The sequence below is a fragment of the Roseovarius sp. MS2 genome (genome assembly GCF_051447875.1).
In the GTDB taxonomy this organism is placed as follows: domain Bacteria; phylum Pseudomonadota; class Alphaproteobacteria; order Rhodobacterales; family Rhodobacteraceae; genus Roseovarius; species Roseovarius mucosus_A.
Map to the genome: position 1 here is coordinate 2134606 of NZ_JBKHVF010000001.1, position 17116 is coordinate 2151721.

Annotated in this window: 17 protein-coding genes; 10 read left to right on the forward strand and 7 right to left on the reverse strand. The window is 58.3% G+C overall.

All coding sequences use genetic code 11. The annotated features are described in order from the left end of the window. Window positions 1–6: 6 nt before the first annotated feature. A complete protein-coding gene (locus ACLGGT_RS10490; protein ID WP_437195995.1) occupies window positions 7–1077 on the forward strand; it encodes a helix-turn-helix domain-containing protein in 1071 nt (356 codons plus the stop codon). A gap of 326 nt (window positions 1078–1403) precedes the next feature. Here the strand turns inward: ACLGGT_RS10490 and ACLGGT_RS10495 are convergent, their stop codons facing one another. The 4 genes from ACLGGT_RS10495 to ACLGGT_RS10510 are packed head-to-tail and all read right to left on the reverse strand — an operon-like array spanning window position 1404 to window position 4091. Continuing rightward, a complete protein-coding gene (locus tag ACLGGT_RS10495) occupies window positions 1404–1763 on the reverse strand; it encodes a DUF6527 family protein (protein ID WP_437195996.1) in 360 nt (119 codons plus the stop codon). A 5-nt stretch (window positions 1764–1768) separates the two neighbouring features. Continuing rightward, complete coding sequence (locus tag ACLGGT_RS10500; protein ID WP_437195997.1) at window positions 1769–3178, reverse strand: ThiF family adenylyltransferase; 1410 nt, start codon at window positions 3176–3178, stop codon at window positions 1769–1771. Continuing rightward, window positions 3175–3555, reverse strand: coding sequence for an E2/UBC family protein (locus ACLGGT_RS10505; RefSeq protein WP_437195999.1), 381 nt, complete (start codon window positions 3553–3555; stop codon window positions 3175–3177). The genes ACLGGT_RS10500 and ACLGGT_RS10505 overlap by 4 nt, the downstream gene beginning before the upstream one ends. Continuing rightward, window positions 3552–4091: a multiubiquitin domain-containing protein gene (locus tag ACLGGT_RS10510; protein WP_437196000.1), complete on the reverse strand. Its 540-nt coding sequence runs from the start codon at window positions 4089–4091 to the stop codon at window positions 3552–3554. The genes ACLGGT_RS10505 and ACLGGT_RS10510 overlap by 4 nt, the downstream gene beginning before the upstream one ends. A 173-nt stretch (window positions 4092–4264) precedes the next feature. On the opposite strand from ACLGGT_RS10510, the gene ACLGGT_RS10515 reads away from it, so the two are divergent. From ACLGGT_RS10515 to tnpC, 6 genes are all read left to right on the forward strand, one after another. Continuing rightward, window positions 4265–4843 (forward strand): hypothetical protein, encoded by a 579-nt coding sequence (locus ACLGGT_RS10515; RefSeq protein ID WP_437196002.1) that lies wholly within the window; start codon window positions 4265–4267, stop codon window positions 4841–4843. Next, on the forward strand, window positions 4830–5243 hold the full coding sequence (locus ACLGGT_RS10520) for a hypothetical protein (protein WP_437196004.1): 414 nt from the start codon (window positions 4830–4832) through the stop codon (window positions 5241–5243). Before ACLGGT_RS10515 ends, ACLGGT_RS10520 begins: the two co-directional genes overlap by 14 nt. Then, entirely contained in the window at window positions 5240–6028 is a 789-nt protein-coding gene (locus tag ACLGGT_RS10525) for an ImmA/IrrE family metallo-endopeptidase (RefSeq protein ID WP_437196006.1), read from the forward strand. The genes ACLGGT_RS10520 and ACLGGT_RS10525 overlap by 4 nt, the downstream gene beginning before the upstream one ends. Before the next feature lie 160 nt (window positions 6029–6188). Continuing rightward, a complete protein-coding gene (locus ACLGGT_RS10530; RefSeq protein WP_375553145.1) occupies window positions 6189–6563 on the forward strand; it encodes a transposase in 375 nt (124 codons plus the stop codon). After that, window positions 6560–6913 carry an IS66 family insertion sequence element accessory protein TnpB gene (gene tnpB, locus ACLGGT_RS10535; RefSeq protein ID WP_375553144.1) on the forward strand — a complete coding sequence of 118 codons (354 nt, stop codon included), beginning with the start codon at window positions 6560–6562 and terminating at the stop codon, window positions 6911–6913. The genes ACLGGT_RS10530 and tnpB overlap by 4 nt, the downstream gene beginning before the upstream one ends. 79 nt (window positions 6914–6992) lie before the next feature. Beyond that, window positions 6993–8531: an IS66 family transposase gene (tnpC, locus tag ACLGGT_RS10540; protein WP_375554200.1), complete on the forward strand. Its 1539-nt coding sequence runs from the start codon at window positions 6993–6995 to the stop codon at window positions 8529–8531. 406 nt (window positions 8532–8937) lie between these two features. Here the strand turns inward: tnpC and ACLGGT_RS10545 are convergent, their stop codons facing one another. From ACLGGT_RS10545 to ACLGGT_RS10555, 3 genes are read right to left on the reverse strand one after another with little or no spacing between them, the layout of a single operon-like run. After that, window positions 8938–9498 carry a histidine phosphatase family protein gene (locus ACLGGT_RS10545; RefSeq protein WP_437196009.1) on the reverse strand — a complete coding sequence of 187 codons (561 nt, stop codon included), beginning with the start codon at window positions 9496–9498 and terminating at the stop codon, window positions 8938–8940. Next, window positions 9495–10466, reverse strand: coding sequence for a hypothetical protein (locus ACLGGT_RS10550; protein WP_437196011.1), 972 nt, complete (start codon window positions 10464–10466; stop codon window positions 9495–9497). Before ACLGGT_RS10550 ends, ACLGGT_RS10545 begins: the two co-directional genes overlap by 4 nt. Window positions 10467–10472: 6 nt before the next feature. Continuing rightward, on the reverse strand, window positions 10473–11672 hold the full coding sequence (locus ACLGGT_RS10555; protein WP_437196013.1) for an HD domain-containing protein: 1200 nt from the start codon (window positions 11670–11672) through the stop codon (window positions 10473–10475). Here ACLGGT_RS10555 and ACLGGT_RS10560 point away from each other — a divergent pair. From ACLGGT_RS10560 to edd, 3 genes are all read left to right on the forward strand, one after another. Continuing rightward, a complete protein-coding gene (locus tag ACLGGT_RS10560; RefSeq protein ID WP_437196015.1) occupies window positions 11665–13230 on the forward strand; it encodes a dihydroxyacetone kinase subunit DhaK in 1566 nt (521 codons plus the stop codon). The two genes, ACLGGT_RS10555 and ACLGGT_RS10560, sit on opposite strands and share 8 nt — an antisense overlap. A gap of 617 nt (window positions 13231–13847) precedes the next feature. After that, entirely contained in the window at window positions 13848–15311 is a 1464-nt protein-coding gene (zwf, locus tag ACLGGT_RS10565) for a glucose-6-phosphate dehydrogenase (protein ID WP_437196017.1), read from the forward strand. Next, window positions 15308–17116 (forward strand): phosphogluconate dehydratase, encoded by a 1809-nt coding sequence (edd, locus tag ACLGGT_RS10570; RefSeq protein WP_437196019.1) that lies wholly within the window; start codon window positions 15308–15310, stop codon window positions 17114–17116. The genes zwf and edd overlap by 4 nt, the downstream gene beginning before the upstream one ends.

The window sequence follows — 17116 nt, forward strand, 5'->3', positions numbered from 1 at the left end:
CGACCGATGTTCAACGCTGGGAGGCTATCACTTGCTCGTGCAAGACGCGGGCTGACGGCAAAAGCCCTGGCCGAAAAGGCCGGGGTTGGCGTCGATACGATCACGCGACTGGAAAAGGGGCGAAATACGCCTGAGGCAGATACCGTTGAAAGGCTGGCAAAGGCCTTGGGCTATCCGACCTCGTTCTTTGCGGGCGACGATGTCGAAGGGGTCGATATCGAAGCCGTCAGCTTTCGTTCGTTCTCGAAGATGACGGCGCGGGAACGTGATGCTGCTATTGCGGCTGGTTCGCTTGGATTACTGCTGAATGAGTGGGTCGAGGCACGCTTTGGATTGCCGAATCCTGACCTGTTGGACTTGTCGCATGAAAGCGATCCAGAGGTGGCAGCCGTCCAACTTCGGCAGCATTGGGGGCTGGGTCAGCAACCAATTGGCAACTTGCTCGCCCTTCTTGAAACGAAGGGCATCCGGCTATTTTCGTTGTCAGAAAACACGGCTTCTGTGAATGCGTTCTCGTTTTGGCGGGGAGGTAAGCCGTTTATATTCCTGAACAACTTTAAGAGCGCCGAAAGCAGCCGTTTCGATGCCGCGCATGAACTTGGGCATTTGGTCATGCACAAGCATGGAGATCCAAAAGGTGATCGTTCCCTAGAGCGGGAGGCGAACTATTTCGCTTCCGCGTTTCTTATGCCCTTTGACGATGTTCTTGCACGGGTTCCGCGTTTTGTCTCGACAGATGTGGTGCTCAAGTCAAAGGTGAGATACCGCGTTTCGGCGATGGGTTTGGCTTATCGCCTTCACCAACTGAACCGGCTTTCGGACTGGCAATACAAGTCCATGTGTATTGACCTTTCACGCCGCGGATATCGGTCTGGAGAACCAGACGGCATCGAACGGGAGACGTCAGTTGTGTGGCGAAAACTGCTCACGCTGCTTTGGCAAGAAAAGGTGACCCGTGAGGATATCGCTAAAGAGCTTGGTATCCCGATTGATGAACTTGAAGGATTGATCTGGAGCCTGACAGCAAGTTTTGAAAGGACTGTGCCAGTGCCCGGCAATGCACTGCGCATTGTCTGAAGAACATGCGACGTTTGCCGAAGCGCGGTAGTGATCTGTTGGCTAGTGCCCATACTGGCTCACTCGTAGCCTGGCTGAACGTTTGGGCTGTTCTTTGCGTAAACAGCACGATCGGACAGATACCGCTGCAAATTGCGGTAGTAGGTCATGCGAAATAGAAACCGGTCTGTCACCGAATGATGTCCAAAGTCAAGCTTTCCCAAATGGATAGCATTACTGGAGAATAGCTGTCCACAGCAGCTTGCTATGTATGTGGCGAAAGGTGGAGGGCATACAAAAAATGGAAGGCCAACCGACAAGTCGGTGTCGGCTGGCCACGAAGGCGCTCATCTCGACCGGTGACCACTATCCTTGCACCAGTCAACCTGCCCTTGCCTGATCCAGAAGTGGCAGCGGCAGTCGTTCAGCTGTCGGACAGACGGAGAGACCGTTGGTCGCTTCAGCCAGTCTGGCACGGCCGTCCACTTCGGCCTCTTGTTCTTGCTCAGGGACAACTTGATGGTTTCGCCGCAGCCACCCGGGCAGCGGAAGCAAGCCCATTTATCGACGCCATCGCGCACAACCGTCATCTCGCCTGGCACGATCTGATCCGGTGCGGGGTGCGCCGAGGTTATCCTGACAACCAGGTCGCTTCGCGGGATAATGCGGGTGATCTCCAGGCATTTCCGCAGGAATTTTATCATCATGCCACTCACCCGATGCGATCCAGAAAGGGGTCAACGTCGCCGAGACCCCAGTATTCCTCACTGCCGCAGACTGGGCAGTCGGGCTGGGGCTGCGCCCCCTGTGAACGCTCGAAGCCCTTGTCCAACTTGCGATAGCGTTGCCACGTCCATCCTCCTGTGCCACGGAAGTCGACGAGACCGGCAAGGAGCTCGTTGACGGCCATGGTGGCTGCCTCAGAGGTGAAGGTCACCACGGCTGGTGCCGGATTTCCTGCGCCGCGGACGTAAGCTTCAGTCTTTTGTCGCTCGTATTCCTCGGGGTCCGATCGCTGGAGGTCTTCCTCGCGGGCCCGGACGCGATCGACCGTGCCGCGGCAGCCGTGGCAAGCCGAAGTGGGAAACAGCACGCTGACTCTCGCGGCCATCTCGAGGAGGCCGGGCTCACCATCGTTACGGGGCATCAGGACCAGCCCGACATCTATGACCGGGATCAGGTAGAAGTGCGCGACCCGGTTCAGGTAGAGGCGACCGGCATGATCGTCCGTGCATCCGAAGATGACGTCGCAAGATTTCAGCGCGTCTCGGATGCGCGGGGCATCCACCCAGCCGTTCATCGATCTGATCTCGACATCAAGGCCCATCTTCGCCACCTCGCGCGCCATGACATCAACCTTGAGCACCGCGTCATCGGCATCATTTCGGGTCGCGCCGTGCAGCCGGTTCAGGTTGGAATGCTCGACCACGTCCTCGTCGATGACAACGATCCGCCCCACGCCAAGGCGGGCGAGGAGCTGCACCACCGGGCTACCGGTGCCGCCGCACCCGACCACGGCGATGGAGAGCTGCTTGAGGAGGCTGTTGACCTCGGGTCCGAAGGCTAGTGCCTGCCGGGACAGGGCTTCCGAAGGCGTAGGCACGTCGGTCGAATGGATTTCGATCTGGGCGCCGATGACTGTCACGCGGTGACAGGGTAGGGGAGCAACGTCGTCTTCCCAGACACGCGCCCTGTAGAGGCTCTCGCCGACTTGCACGATGCTCACAAGACGCGTCCCGGCGCCGTTCCTGTTCCTGGCCATAACGAAGAGATCGCGTTCGTTACGATCATCCTGAACCGAGAAGCCGTCGAAGCCTCCCGGATGGCTGTGAAGGATCGCCGGCACCAGGTCCTCTTCCGCCGCCCGGCGGCAGAGCTGGGCGAAGGAGTTGGTATTCCAGGTGACATGCTTGTCGCTGGCATCGATACGGTCTTCGCGCGGGATCGCGATGACTTCGTAGGAGGTGTAGCGTGTCCGCGGATCGAGGTCCCACGGATCCTGCGCGATCTCACTTTTGCCGAGCAACATGTAGGCGGCGCCTTCGTGTCCCCGGGGGTGAGCCAGAAGCGCCTGCAGCTTGTCGCGGTGACGGGCGTGGAGGGTGATGTCGCGGCGCTTCATGCTGCCACCTCAAGGGCCCGTTCGACCCGCTTTACCATGGTCCAGATGCCGTCGATGCCTGGCCGCCACTCGTTGTTGTGGCGAGACCAGCGTTGCCATACTTGATCAACGTGAGTTTCACGCGCTTCAGTGCAGCGAGGCTCACATTGACCAGCAACGAGCCTGAGATGTGGCACGGCGTAGAACATGTCGGGCGCCACCTCGGGATACGATGGCGGTAGAAGGATCAGGATATCCGCCAGCGGGACCTGATACTTACCTTCCGGAAGCGGGATCCCGGTGAGGATCACGCCCTTTTTCACACCGTCGACGACTTCGCGAACGGTGATGCCGCGCTCATCGAGGTAGCGGCGATCTGGGCGGGGAAGGAGGCTCATGCCTCACCCCCTTCCGTGGTCTGGGGCACGCCGGTGAAGAAGTGCTCCAGGCCTGCATTCGCGAGGCAAATGAGATCGGTGTCGCCAACCAGGATGTCATCTTTGCCCGGGATCACCTGCCAGACGGCAAACTTGGCGGGATCGACTCCGGCCAGCTTCTTGAGCACGCGCCCGCTGATGACCTTGTGGCCCCATTCGAGGCGCTTGCCGTCGATGTCGAAGCGGAAAGATTCCGCGCTCGGGAAGATCAGGAAGCGCTCGACCTGGCCGGGGCGCAGATCCGTGGTTTCTTCAAGCCGAAGTTCTTCAAGTTCGCCGTTGCGCAGCACCTGGAACACCAAGTGCTCTTCAGCTTTGCGGAAGCCAGCCCCCTCAATGATCTGCCGGCCGGTGGGTGTCGGATCGTCGATGATGGCGTCGGTGAAATTCAGGTCATGGTCGCCGACCTTCACCTTGTAAGGCCCGTGATCGCGGGGTTTGCGGCCAGCATTCAGGGCGGCCAGGAGGTCTTCTATATCGATCGTTTCGGTAGACATGGCAGCAAATCCTTTTCTTATCTGCTTGACGCCCGCAGCAGGCGCCTCAAGGTTGTATGCGCGGCACAAGAAGGTTCGCGTTCGCAGCGTTCAGGATTTTTTGAATTTTCTTGACGGCGACATGTCGCTGCGTGCGCATATACATTTGAAGAGTAGCGGAAACGGCGATTGGCATGGCGAAAGACACACCCGAGGCGTTCTATTCCCTTAAGGAATTCAATGATGAGCTGGATCGCCTCTTCCGCGATGATGTTGCGCTCAGGAAGCTCCTTCAGAAGTCACGTAACTGGTGCATTCGGAACAACCGGGCTGGCGACGAAGAAGACATCCTCCAAGAGGCCGTCATGAGGGTGATAAAGAGCGAAATCACCGGAACGCGCAAATGGCCGAAAGGTGTCGTGTTTGTCGACTTCCTGTCCGGTGTGATGCGGAGCATTTCATCGGAGCGCCCCAAGATCGGATTTCGCAAGAACACCGACAAAGACTTGGACGCGGCGAAGGACATCGCCTCGTCTTGCAGCCAGGAAGGTCAACTCTTTGAGAAAGAGTTCATGGCCCATTTCATGGCGCTCTTCGAGGGCGATGACGATGCACAGCTATACCTTCTTGCGCTGGAGGAAGGCCAATCGAAGCCCGATATCATGATGGGCTTCGATTGGAATGAAACGGAATACAACACGGTGGTTCAGCGGGTCAAAAGGACACGCAACGCCCACCCGGAAATGAAAGAGATGCTCGATGGCGAAGGATAAGAAAACCTTTCAAGATCGCCTGGCAGAGGAAATCGACGAAGCTATCAGCAACATGTCAGACGAGGAAATTCGGAAAGAGGCTGAAGAGGCAGGTGACGATATCGCTGCTTTCGGTAATCGCATGAGAGCTTGGCTGGAGACCGCCAAAGATGAGGTTGCCGAGATTGCAATCAAAGAAGCCAAGGCCTCGGCCGAAAAGGGTCGGGCTGTGCGAAACCAAAATGTCGTCACCATGGCTCCGAGTAAGCCAAGGACCAGACCTGACATCTTCATGCCTGATACCGTTGCAGCCCGCCATGGCAAGAAACTGTCCGCGAGAGATCGAAAGGGGATCGAAAAGGACTTGGAAGACTTGTTTGATGATGACGCCTGGCCGGACAAGAAGGACGGCGATGAATGACCCATTCTCCGCGTCGTGCCGAGGAAATCCTCCAGGCGCTTCGTCTAAAACGACCGGAAGACATAGACCTTGAAGCCATTGCTTGGCTTCAAGGTGCCAAGGTTGACTACCGGGAAATGGATGGATGCGAGGCCTGCATCCATGGCCGTGCAGATATCGGCCGAGCGATCATCGCCGTGAATGATGCTCACGGAAACCTGCGGCGCCAAAGATTCTCCCTCGCGCACGAACTAGGGCACTGGGAGTGGCACAGGGGAGAACACCTGTTTTGTGCCAAGGAAGATATCGGGGGTAGTAAGGGACAGGAACGGGGGCTGTCCCGGGAAAAAGGCGCAAACCGGTTCGCCTCAGAGCTATTGATGCCGGAGTTCATGCTCAAGAACACCTTGAGCGACTTCAAAAAATTCGACATGCGCACCGTCCGTCAACTTTCGGACGCTTTTTCTGTCAGCAAGACGGCTATGGCGTATCGCTTGGTGGATCTGGATTTCGAACCGAGCTTGCTGGCCTCCTACAGCCGCAATGGCCTCAACTGGTTCAAGCGATCAAAGAGCGTTGGTGAGCGGTGGTTCCTGCGGCGAACACTCGACCCACAGAGCAACGCCTACGACATCCTGCACAAAGGAGCCCGGGATGACATTTCGCTGTCCCTTATGGACGCGGATACCTGGTTCGATACCGAGGGTGCCGATAGGTATGAGCTTGCAGAACAATCGTTCCGTGTGGGCGACGACGAGGTCATGACCTTGCTGGTCCTGAAGAGTGGATACATGATGGCGCGATGAAGGTCGCACTCAAGCCCAAAGCTCGATGCCCATATGCCCTGGAATTACAGTAACCGCTGTTCTGACCCCACCTTCCCGTTGAATCCGTAAGCTGCGATGCGGGGCGAAATTGTGGTGATTTGCACGGGAGGTGTCATTGGGAGTCCATCGGGAGCGCGGTATGGAGGCTGTTGGGTTTGTGGAGCTTCTGGCGGCTCCGGCGGCCAAGCGGCGATGGTCTGACGAGGCGAAGGGTCGGATGGTGGCCGAGACGCTGGTTCCTGGCGTCACCGTGAACGAGGTGGCACATCGGCATGGATTGAAGGCCAACCACCTGTCGTCCTGGCGGACGCTGGCACGGAAGGGCAAACTTGTTGTGCCCGAGGTTGCGGGAGCTGAGTTCGCAGCACCTTTGTCGACGGCGCAGGCAGTGGACACGCCGGTTGCAACTGCGACGATTGATCTGTTGATCGGCCCTGTGACTGTGCGTCTGGATGCAGCCACGCCCGCAGCCCGGATCGCGGAACTGGCCATGGCCTTGCAGGCCCGCACGTGATCTTCCCGTCGAACCGGGTGCGGATCATGGTGGCGACGAAGCCCATAGACTTCCGCAAAGGTCATGACAGCCTGGCCGCGATGGTGAAGAACGAGCTGCGCAAGGACCCGTTCACCGGGACGGTCTTCGTGTTCCGCGCGAAGAAAGCCGATCGGCTGAAGCTGCTCTACTGGGACGGCACCGGGCTGGTGATGGCCTACAAGAGGCTGGAAGAGCATACGTTTACCTGGCCCGCCGTGAAGGACGGGTTGATGCTGATGAACCACGCGCAGTTCGAGGCGCTGTTTGCTGGTCTGGATTGGCGGCGGGTTCGGGCCATTAAAGTGAAGGCTCCCGAAGCGGTGGAATGACCGGTTCAGCCCTGCGGCAGGATGACTCGGTTGGTGCTTTCGACGGGCATCCTCTGTGCCGGTTTGGTAAAAACCGGCCATGCCGAAGACCTCTGATCTGCTTGAAGAAATCGCCACGTTGAAGGCGTTACTGACTGCCGCAGATGCGCGCGAGCGGCGAAAGGACGAGCGGATCGAACGGCTGGAGAAGCTGGTGGCGGCCTTCAAGCAGGCGGCCTTTGGGCGGCGGTCGGAAAAGAGCGATCCGGACCAATTCGAACTGGCGTTGGAAGACCTCGAAACGGCGATGGCGGTGATCCATGCCGAAGAGGATGCCGAGGACCGGGCCGCCAAGCGCCCTGCCAAACCGCGTGCAGCCAACCGCGGTGCATTGCCCAAGCACCTGCCGCGCATCGAGGAGATCATCGAACCAGACAGCCTGACCTGCGCCTGTGGCGGCTGCCTGCATTGCATCGGCGAGGATGTCTCGGAACGGCTGGACATCGTGCCTGCTCAGTTCCGTGTCATCGTGACCCGCCGTCCCAAGTATGCCTGTCGGTCCTGCACCGACGGGGTCGTCCAAGCCCACGCACCGGCACGGCTGATCGTAGGTGGCATGCCCACCGAGGCCACAGTAGCCTATGTGTTGGTCAGCAAGTATGCAGATCATCTGCCGCTCTACCGACAGGCCCAGATCTACAGCCGCCAGGGCGTCGATCTCGACCGCTCCACCCTTGCCGATTGGGTGGGTCGCGCCGCCTTCGAACTGCGCCCTGTCCATGACGCGCTGATGGCCGACCTGAAACTGTCTACCAAACTCTTCATGGACGAAACGCGCGCCCCGGTCCTCGACCCGGGGGCGAGAAAGACCAAAACGGGATACTTCTGGGCGCTTGCCCGCGATGACCGACCTTGGGGCGGCGCGTCTCCACCAAGCGTGGTCTTCACCTATGCCCCCGGTCGCGGCGGGCAGCATGCCGAGCGGATCTTGCAGGGCTTTGGCGGCATCCTGCAAGTCGACGGCTATGCCGGATACAACCGCCTGATCGCAGCAGACCGGATCGGTCCGGGCATCCAGCTCGCCCATTGTTGGGCGCATGCGCGCCGCAAACTAATCGAGATCACCCGCACCGGATCCGCGCCGATTGCCGAGGAAGGCGTGGCCCTCATCCGCGACCTCTACGCCATCGAGGCCGAGATCCGCGGCAGTGACCCCGTAACGCGATTGGCCATCCGGCGGGACCGCTCCGCTTCGATCATCGCCCGTCTCGACGATTGGCTGACCCACCACCGCGCCCGCGCCTCGGCAAAGTCGCCCTTGGGCGAGGCCCTTGCCTACATCGCAAAATACCGCGACGGCCTTGGCCGCTTCCTCACCGATGGCCGCGTCGAGATCGACAACAACACCGTCGAACGCACCATCCGCCCCATCGCCCTGAACCGCAAGAACGCCCTGTTCGCAGGACACGACGCCGGAGCTGAAAACTGGGCCGTCATCGCCTCGCTGATCGAGACCTGCAAGATGAATGGCGTCGATCCCCACGCATGGCTATCAGCCGCGCTCACCGCCATCGTTCAAGGCCATAAGCAAAGCCAGATCGACGATCTCCTCCCGTGGAATTACCCCGTTCCAGTGTGATCGGGACACCGCTTACGAATTACAGACGCCCGCCGCAGGCACGGGGATGGCGAGTCAGAGATCAGCTTTGCCGCGGATCAGCATGCCGCCATCGAAGGCTTGTAGAATGTCGGGAGCCTTGGTCCATACTAGGTTGGCTGCGCGAAGGCTGCTGCCCTATCGCGGGAAGTCGGCCTGCCGAACTGAGTTCGCGAGTCGCGATCCCAGCCCCGATGCCCGAACCTGACCAATCAGGGGCAAGCCCCAATGGGCGGCTTTCTGCCTTCCTAACGACGGGTCAGCAATAGGTCAACAATTGGACGAATTCCACTTGCGAGATCAGTGGGATACGGGGCAGACAGGATCAGGAACGCGCGAAAACCACAGAAGAGCGCATCTAGTCGATTTTCGCCGATGGTAAGTGCTTTCACAACAAGCCCTCGCCAGAATAAAGGTCTAAATGAATTGGCGTCAGATGCTCTATCCTTCGGCCGATCTCCGATTCCGACCACCAGCTCAGTGCAACCTTAATCACTCCTGAGTGCGTCACGATCAGCGGACGCTCAGATGAAGACCTAATCGTTGCGAGCGTTAGCCTAACGCGGTTTCCGAACGCTTCAAAACTCTCCCCACAGGGGGGGGCTACGGTTACATCGCGTTCCGTTCGGAGTTTCCCCTCGAATACACCCCAATGGCGTTCCTTAAGGCCGTCAAGCACGACTAGGTCTAGGTTGAGGGCGTTTGCAAGAATGTCAGCAGTCTGGCGGCTTCTCATTAGTGGACTTGAGAACAAGGACTTACATTGCAGTTCTCGTAGACTGCCCAAAGCGTCATGGACCTGCTTTATCCCCCGAGCATTGAGTGGAATATCCGTCTGGCCCATGATCAGGCCCTTCTCGTTCCAGTCGGTCCTACCGTGGCGAACAAGATAAACTGCAGAATCCGGTCGAGGACTGAAGCCCGTTCCAAATTCAGAATGCCCGGTCACAAGAGCATCGCGGACGCTATCCGGTGCCGCAAACCTGACTTGTCAACAAGAAGACCTTCAAGGCTGTTGCGAAAATCTCGAGCAACCACGACGAGCTCTCGATATTCGTCTGTCTCGAGGCCAGTAAAACCCTCTTGGTCTAATTTGGCCCGAACACTCTTGCTGTCCATTGCATTTAGAAACGTGGCGTAGGCAGAAAGGGCGCGAGCCGATTCCTCTTCGCCAAAAACTTCAATCAGACGATCAATCGGCGGTTTGGAAAACATCTCTAGAAGAATCGAGCGCTTCTCCGGCGGAGAGACGTCACCTGTCCTACTGATGGCCGCGATCCCTCCAAAATACAACATCATGCGGGCAAAACGTAGCTTAACAAGCCGGACAGCACGTGGCTTCTCGCCATTACCCGTCTTTTCCTCGAAGTCGACGCATATGGTGCGCCAATAGCGAATAATGTCGTTCAAGAGATAGCGACAGAGTTTCCGGTCTTCGAGGTCTTCATCAACGTAATGCTCAATTAGCTGTGCGCGAACTCGGTCAAAGCCCGACTGATTGTGGAGCCAATCGCCCTCAAGGAGATAGAGCATTCTCCGGGTAAGATACTCGTTGGTGTCCTTATCGCCGCCAATGTTGGCGAGCAACTCAGAGACGGCAAGAGGAGCCTCAAACACTCCATCATTCGCAGGCATTTTAATCCCAAGAGCGCGCAGATCACTCCTATAGTCATCTTGAACTCTTCGAGCGCTCTCTACATCATCATCAAGAGTAAGGAAGAATAGGTCTACATCAGACCCACTCGTCACTTCACGGCGCGCCACGCTACCGTTTAGACCCACGATGATGTTTGTATTTCCGACAAGTCTCTTTAGTGCGACGCCACGCATAACGTCGAGCTGGCGGGCTGACTCTTCGTTCAATCTTTTCAGAACTGCTCGAACATCATTGCTATTCGTAACTCTTTCGATCGTCATGCCTTACTATTCCAGGAGATCCGCCAAAGTGACTACAGTCGTCGTCTTTGATTGCCGATAGCGTCTGTTTATTGACGCGTTATCCTCAAGTCGTGCGTCCGATTCTACAAAGAATTCCCTCTTTCGCACGCAAACCTCTAGGCTCCGCCAACTGGACGGAATCTGCGAGCCTACTTCTTTGTCACCGCGTGACGCAGTTCTCAATATCGAGATCAATTCGGGATGATTTCGAAAGATCGATCGCTCAGAGGTCAGGAAATCTTCGGCCCTAAATGAGGAAATATTGGTGCGCATGTATGTCTGCGCAATCGCATCAAGGGCGGCTCCGCGAGGTGCCCCGATGAATAGATTGTAGACATCATGCTTCAACCCCCAGAAGGAATCGAACCAACTTTCAGAATGGTCTGCGCCTTTCGCCCACCTCCGTACTATGCGAGCCGCCATTCCATGTGCAGGTCGTGGCGCAACAAAGGCACGGCATCGAGTAATGCCCTCGAGCGTATCGAGATTGATCGGACTCGAAAATAGGTAGCCTACATCACCATCATGTTCGCCATCGATAAGTGCAATCAACTCTTCTAAGTTGACTCCGGCATCATGAACGACCTCTCGTATGCCTGCGCCGAAAGCAATGTCACCAGTAATAATTCTACGCGATACTAGATGGTGATCTAGCCCAAACGCCTCGAGAAAGACTGGTTCGAGAGTATGAGAAAGAGGCCCGTGCCCGACGTCGTGCAATAGGGCCGCACATAAGAGTAAGCTCCGACGGTCTGCATCAAGTCCCGCCTCGTGAGCATACACATTGGCCAGATGCGCAACTCCAATTGAGTGCTCTAATCTGTTGTGCCGCCGTCGATGCCCATCACGCCCCGAACCATGCTTGACGTAGTCGATTGCTCCCAAGAATCCGATTCCAGCTAAGCGCTTTAGCGGAGCAAGTGATAGAAGTGCTGTAACGACAGGATCATCGAACTTGGGGCGACTGTCCGAACGATAGGGGTCTGGATATGCATGCAAATTCAAAGGCGACAACCACGGTTGCGCCGTTGCCTTCGGTGCATATGTCGCAAGTGTATTCAGTGTCGTCACCTTGTCGAAATCGCCACGACTCCCAGCGGAGCAGTTTTCACTTCGCACATTCGGTGGCTCGCTGTCACGGTCATTCTCACGAAGATGCCTCAGAACCTGTCCGTTTGTGGTCACATCAAGATCGCTTGTTCCAGTTTTGTGGGTCGGATATCCGCATATCCGCGTGGTGGTGCGGTCCGATTGGGACAAATCCAAGGTTGCGCTGGTTTCGGGCGGCGGTTCGGGCCACGAACCTGCCCACGCGGGCTTTGTGGGCGAGGGCATGTTGACGGCAGCGGTCTGCGGCGACGTGTTTGCCTCGCCTTCGGTGGATGCTGTTCTGGCGGCGATCCTTGCGGTGACCGGGACGGCGGGGTGTCTGCTTATCGTCAAGAATTACACGGGCGACCGGCTGAACTTTGGTCTGGCGGCGGAGCGGGCGCGGGCCTTTGGCCACAAGGTCAGCGTGGTGATCGTGGATGATGATGTCGCCTTGCCGAGCCTGCCACAGGCGCGCGGTCTTGCGGGGACGTTGTTTGTCCACAAGATCGTGGGGGCGATGGCCGAAGGGGGGGCCAACCTGGAGGCCTGCACGATTGCCGCCAAGCGGGTGATTGCAGGCTCGCGCAGTATCGGGCTTTCGCTTGATACCTGTTCGGTTCCCGGATCGCTGAAAGAAGACCGTATTCCATTTGGCATGGCCGAGCTTGGGCTGGGTATTCATGGCGAAGCTGGTGTGGCGCAAGTCGCCTCCGCGGGCGCAGCGGATGCGATTGCCAAGATGATTGAGGCTCTTGTTGCGGATATGCCAAGGACGCCACATGTGGCGCTGATCAACAACCTTGGCGGGGCGTCCTGCCTTGAAATGGCGATTCTGACCAACAATCTGCTTGGCTCGGAGATTGGCCAGTATATTCGGCTGGTCGTTGGTCCCAGCGCGATGATGACGGCGCTCGATATGCACGGATTTTCGATTTCGCTATGCGAACTCGCGGACGGAGACGAAGGGTTCCTGAAAGCGCCTGCCAAGGTGACGGGCTGGCCGGGGTGTAACAGCGTGACAGCACCTGCCGTTCTACCGCTGCCGGATGGCTTGACCCCGATCCGCGCGCCTGCGTCAGCACATGCGCCGACACGGGAATTTCTGACCGATTGCTGCAAGGTGCTGATCGCAGCCGAGAACGATCTGAACCTTCTCGATGCGAAATCCGGGGATGGGGATACAGGCTCGACTCTGGCTGGTGCGGCAAGGGCGTTGATTGATGCGATGGACCGGCTGCCCTTGGCCGATCACACGCAGCTTTACCGTGCGATCGGGCTGGAGCTGAGCCAGACCATGGGCGGATCGTCGGGGGTGCTGCTTGCGATTTTCTTTGCGGCAGCGGGGGATGCGTCATCGTCGGGGATGACGATGCGGGATGCGCTGATGGCGGGCCTTGACCGGATGCGCCAGATCGGTGGTGCCAACCCTGGCGACCGGACGATGGTCGATGCCTTGCTGCCCGCGCTGGATGCCCTGAGTGCTGGTTTGCCGCAAGCGGCTGCTGCGGCGCGCAAGGGGGCGAAATACACCGCGACGCTGACATCGGCAAAGGCTGGCCGTGCGAGCTATATCAATGCCGAGCAACTGGAGGGCCATATCGATCCGGGTGCCGAGGCTGTCGCCCGTTTGTTCGAGCATCTGGCCAGCTGAAAAGGGCGACATAACGTCGAGCAATTACCTCGCCCGTTTGGGAGCTTGATCGCTATGTGGCGGGGTTTTTGATCGGTAATTGGCGTTTCCGATGACGAGAGTCTGTGCGGCACCTGCGACGACTTCTTCGGTGAGGGCGACGATTTCGTTGATTCAGGCGATGCGGCGAGCAAACTGCGAGATCCACCGTTGCCTCGTCTCCATGCGCGGGATAATCTTGCAGCCGCCGACATCGCCAGCCGTGACGTCGTGGAGACTGGAATTCACAGTCTGGGTAGATGCCGATTGGCGTCAAGCTGCCGGATGGAATCCACCCGCCAGAAACATTTCGCTCACTGGTTTGAACCGAAACTTCGCGCCCGGGCGACCAGTGCTTTTCGAATTCACGGCTATCCCTCCTGAATTTTCCTGTCTCAGGATAGTGGCACCACACGGATTGAGGCAGAACCCCAAAAGGTAGCTTGTCTCAAAGCTATGTTAGCGCTAACACTTGCCGTAGATAAGGAGGAAGAAAAGCATGGCCACCAGACTCGCAATCGACGGATTTGGGCGGATTGGACGTTGTGTCCTACGCACCTTGATACATGGCCGTCCCCTGAAATTGGCGAGCTGAGGGAATGGTCTCTCGCGTCATCCCAGTATCATCGTTTGATCTGGTCATTTTCGGGGCCACTGGCGATCTGGCACAGCGCAAGATCCTGCCGGGTCTTTTCCGCCGCTTTTCAGTTGGCCAGATGCCGAGAGACGCGCGCATCATTGCCACGGCCCGGTCAGAAATCGATACGGACATGTTCCGGGCTGATCTCAGGACGAGCCTCGCCGAGTTTGCGCCATGCATTTCGGGCGATGCGGAAATGCTTGACCAGTTCCTTGCGACGATTGTTTACATTCATCTTGATGTAATGAGCCAAGAGGGCTGGTCCGAATTGGTCGGATTGCTGCGCGGATCAGCGGTGCGCGCCTTCTATCTGTCGGTCTCCACTTCCCTTTTCGGCACTATCGCATCCAGGCTGAGCAGCTATGGGGCAGTAACACCTGAGAGCCGCATCGTCGTTGAAAAACCCTTCGGAAATGACCTGGCCATTGCACGGGCACTCAACGCGGATTTGCGTCAGGGTTTCGAGGAAAGCCAAATCTATCGCATCGACCACTATCTGGGAAAAGAAACGGTGCAGAACTTGATGGCTCTGCGCTTTGCCAATGCGCTGTGGGAGCCGCTTTGGAATTCGACACACATTGACCATGTTCAGATCACCGTGGCCGAGAGTCTCGGTGTCGAGGGGCGTGGTGAGTATTACAATCGTGCCGGTGCGATGCGGGACATGGTCCAGAACCACCTCATGCAGCTCTTGTGTTTGACGGCAATGGAACCGCCGTCGAGATTTGAGCCGAACGCCGTGCGTGACGAGAAGGTAAAGGTTATCGAGGCGCTCGCACCTGCCAAGCCTCAGGAAATCGTGCGGGGACAGTATCGGGACAAAGAGGGTCAGGGCAGCTACCGCGAGCGTGCGGGCGATCCGACCTCGCGAACAGAGAGTTTCGTGGCGATGAAAGTTGCTATCGCCAACTGGCGATGGGCTGGAACGCCTTTCTACCTCCGCACCGGGAAGAGATTGCGCGCGCGGACTTCGGAGATCGCCGTCGTGTTTCGCGAGCCTCCGCACATGATTTTCCCCGAGATGGAAAACCGACGCAGCAATCAAATGATCATACACCTTCAGCCGGACGAGGGCATCACGCTGCACAATACCATCAAGGAGCCGGGTCCTGGTGGTTTCCGCCTTGCGGAGGTAACGTTGGACATGACCTTTGCAAATGCGCTGGGGGGCCAGACCGATTCACAGGACGCCTATGAGCGTTTGATCATGGATGTCATCCGTGGCGATCAGACGCTCTTTATGCGCGGCGACGAGGTTGAGGCGGCGTGGGCCTGGGTCGACCCTATTATCGCGCGCTGGGAAGAGGCGCGTCATGCACCCGAGCCCTATGATGCAGGCGGTTCGGGCCCCGAAGAGGCCCTGATGCTGATGCATCGGGATGGCCGGCGCTGGCGCGAGATTGGCCGAGTGGAGGACAAATGACTCTCAATTCAACTATCGAAGCCGTAACTGACCGGATCATCGCACGCAGTTCCAAGACACGCGACGCCTACCTGAAGCGCATGCGCGCGGCGCAGTCAAAGGGGCCGGCCCGGTCGCACTTGGCTTGCAGCGGTCAGGCTCATGCCTATGCCGCCGCCGAAAGCGACAAGGCGCGCTTGGTCGAGGACGTCTCAGGCAACCTCGGAATCGTAACGGCCTATAACGATATGCTCTCTGCACATCAGCCCTTCGCCACCTACCCGGACATCATCAAGCATGCTGTGCGCGAAATCGGCGGCACGGCGCAAGTTGCGGGCGGCGTACCGGCGATGTGCGATGGTGTCACTCAGGGCGAAGCCGGCATGGAGCTTAGCCTCTTCTCGCGTGACGTGATCGCGCTCGCCGCATCGGTCGCGCTCAGCCACAACACTTATGACGCGGCGGTTTTTCTGGGTGTCTGCGACAAGATCGTACCAGGCCTTTTGATCGCTGCGCAGGCCTTTGGCCATTTACCCGCTGTTTTTCTGCCCGCAGGCCCCATGACAAGTGGCTTACCCAATGACGAGAAGTCCAAGGTGCGCCAACGCTTTGCCGCTGGCGAAGTCGACCGCGCCGCGCTCATGGAAGCCGAGATGGCGGCCTATCACGGCCCAGGAACCTGCACTTTCTACGGCACGGCCAACACCAACCAGATGCTGATGGAGTTCATGGGGCTACATCTGCCGGGTGCCAGCTTTGTGACACCGAACACGCCCCTGCGCGCTGCTCTCACAGCCGAAGGCGCAAAGCGCGCACTCTCGCTCAGCGCGCTGGGTGAGAGCTATACGCCCGTCTGCGATATTCTAAGCGAAAAGGCCTTTGTAAACGGGATCGTCGGGCTTAATGCTACGGGCGGCTCGACCAACCTTCTCATTCACCTGATCGCCATGGCCCGCGCCGGCGGGATCATCCTTGATTGGGAAGATTTCTCCGATCTTTCCGAAGTCACACCGCTTATCGCGCGGGTCTATCCCAACGGGCTGGCTGACGTGAACCATTTTCACGCCGCAGGCGGGCTTGGCTACATGATCGGCGAGCTTCTCGGCGCTGGCCTTCTACATCCCGATACCAAGACAGTGGCAGGCGAGGGCCTTGAGCATTACACGACAGAGCCAAAGCTCGCCGACGGCATATTGAGCTGGCAACCCGGCGCTCGCAAAAGTCTCGATGACAGAATTCTGCGCACCGTGGCCGACCCGTTCCAGCTCACAGGGGGGCTCGCGCGCCTCTCGGGCAATCTTGGCACAGCGGTGATGAAAGTCTCGGCGGTGGCGCCTGAGCACCAGATCGTTCAAGCGCCCGCGCGGGTGTTTCATGACCAGAACGATGTGAAGGCCGCCTTCAAGGCCGGCGAGCTTATGGGCGATCTTGTGGTTGTCATGCGCTTTCAGGGGCCCAAGGCAAACGGCATGCCAGAGCTTCACAGCCTTACCCCGATCCTGTCGATCCTTCAGGGACGCGGCCAGAAGGTGGCGCTGGTTACAGATGGGCGCATGTCGGGTGCCTCAGGCAAGGTCCCCTCGGCAATCCATGTCAGCCCCGAAGCGCTTGATGGTGGCCTGATTGCCAAGCTCAAGGATGGCGATATCCTGCGCGTCGATGCCACGACAGGGGTGCTTCAATGCCTCACCGAAGGGGTGGGGGAACGCCCCGCAGCAGCACCCGATCTGAGCAGCAATCATCACGGACTCGGCCGCGAGCTTTTCGCAGCTTTCCGGCGCAGTGTCGGCACGGCCGATAAGGGCGCATCTATTTTTGGAGAGTAA

Excerpts from the sequence above, each read along its gene's own strand:
- ACLGGT_RS10490 (WP_437195995.1), top strand. The coding sequence starts at position 7 with ATGTTCAACGCTGGGAGGCTATCACTTGCTCGTGCAAGACGCGGGCTG.
- ACLGGT_RS10495 (WP_437195996.1), bottom strand. The coding sequence starts at position 1,763 with ATGATGATAAAATTCCTGCGGAAATGCCTGGAGATCACCCGCATTATC.
- ACLGGT_RS10500 (WP_437195997.1), bottom strand. The coding sequence starts at position 3,178 with ATGAAGCGCCGCGACATCACCCTCCACGCCCGTCACCGCGACAAGCTG.
- ACLGGT_RS10505 (WP_437195999.1), bottom strand. The coding sequence starts at position 3,555 with ATGAGCCTCCTTCCCCGCCCAGATCGCCGCTACCTCGATGAGCGCGGC.
- ACLGGT_RS10510 (WP_437196000.1), bottom strand. The coding sequence starts at position 4,091 with ATGTCTACCGAAACGATCGATATAGAAGACCTCCTGGCCGCCCTGAAT.
- ACLGGT_RS10515 (WP_437196002.1), top strand. The coding sequence starts at position 4,265 with ATGGCGAAAGACACACCCGAGGCGTTCTATTCCCTTAAGGAATTCAAT.
- ACLGGT_RS10520 (WP_437196004.1), top strand. The coding sequence starts at position 4,830 with ATGGCGAAGGATAAGAAAACCTTTCAAGATCGCCTGGCAGAGGAAATC.
- ACLGGT_RS10525 (WP_437196006.1), top strand. The coding sequence starts at position 5,240 with ATGACCCATTCTCCGCGTCGTGCCGAGGAAATCCTCCAGGCGCTTCGT.
- ACLGGT_RS10530 (WP_375553145.1), top strand. The coding sequence starts at position 6,189 with ATGGAGGCTGTTGGGTTTGTGGAGCTTCTGGCGGCTCCGGCGGCCAAG.
- tnpC (WP_375554200.1), top strand. The coding sequence starts at position 6,993 with ATGCCGAAGACCTCTGATCTGCTTGAAGAAATCGCCACGTTGAAGGCG.
- ACLGGT_RS10550 (WP_437196011.1), bottom strand. The coding sequence starts at position 10,466 with ATGACGATCGAAAGAGTTACGAATAGCAATGATGTTCGAGCAGTTCTG.
- zwf (WP_437196017.1), top strand. The coding sequence starts at position 13,848 with ATGGTCTCTCGCGTCATCCCAGTATCATCGTTTGATCTGGTCATTTTC.
- edd (WP_437196019.1), top strand. The coding sequence starts at position 15,308 with ATGACTCTCAATTCAACTATCGAAGCCGTAACTGACCGGATCATCGCA.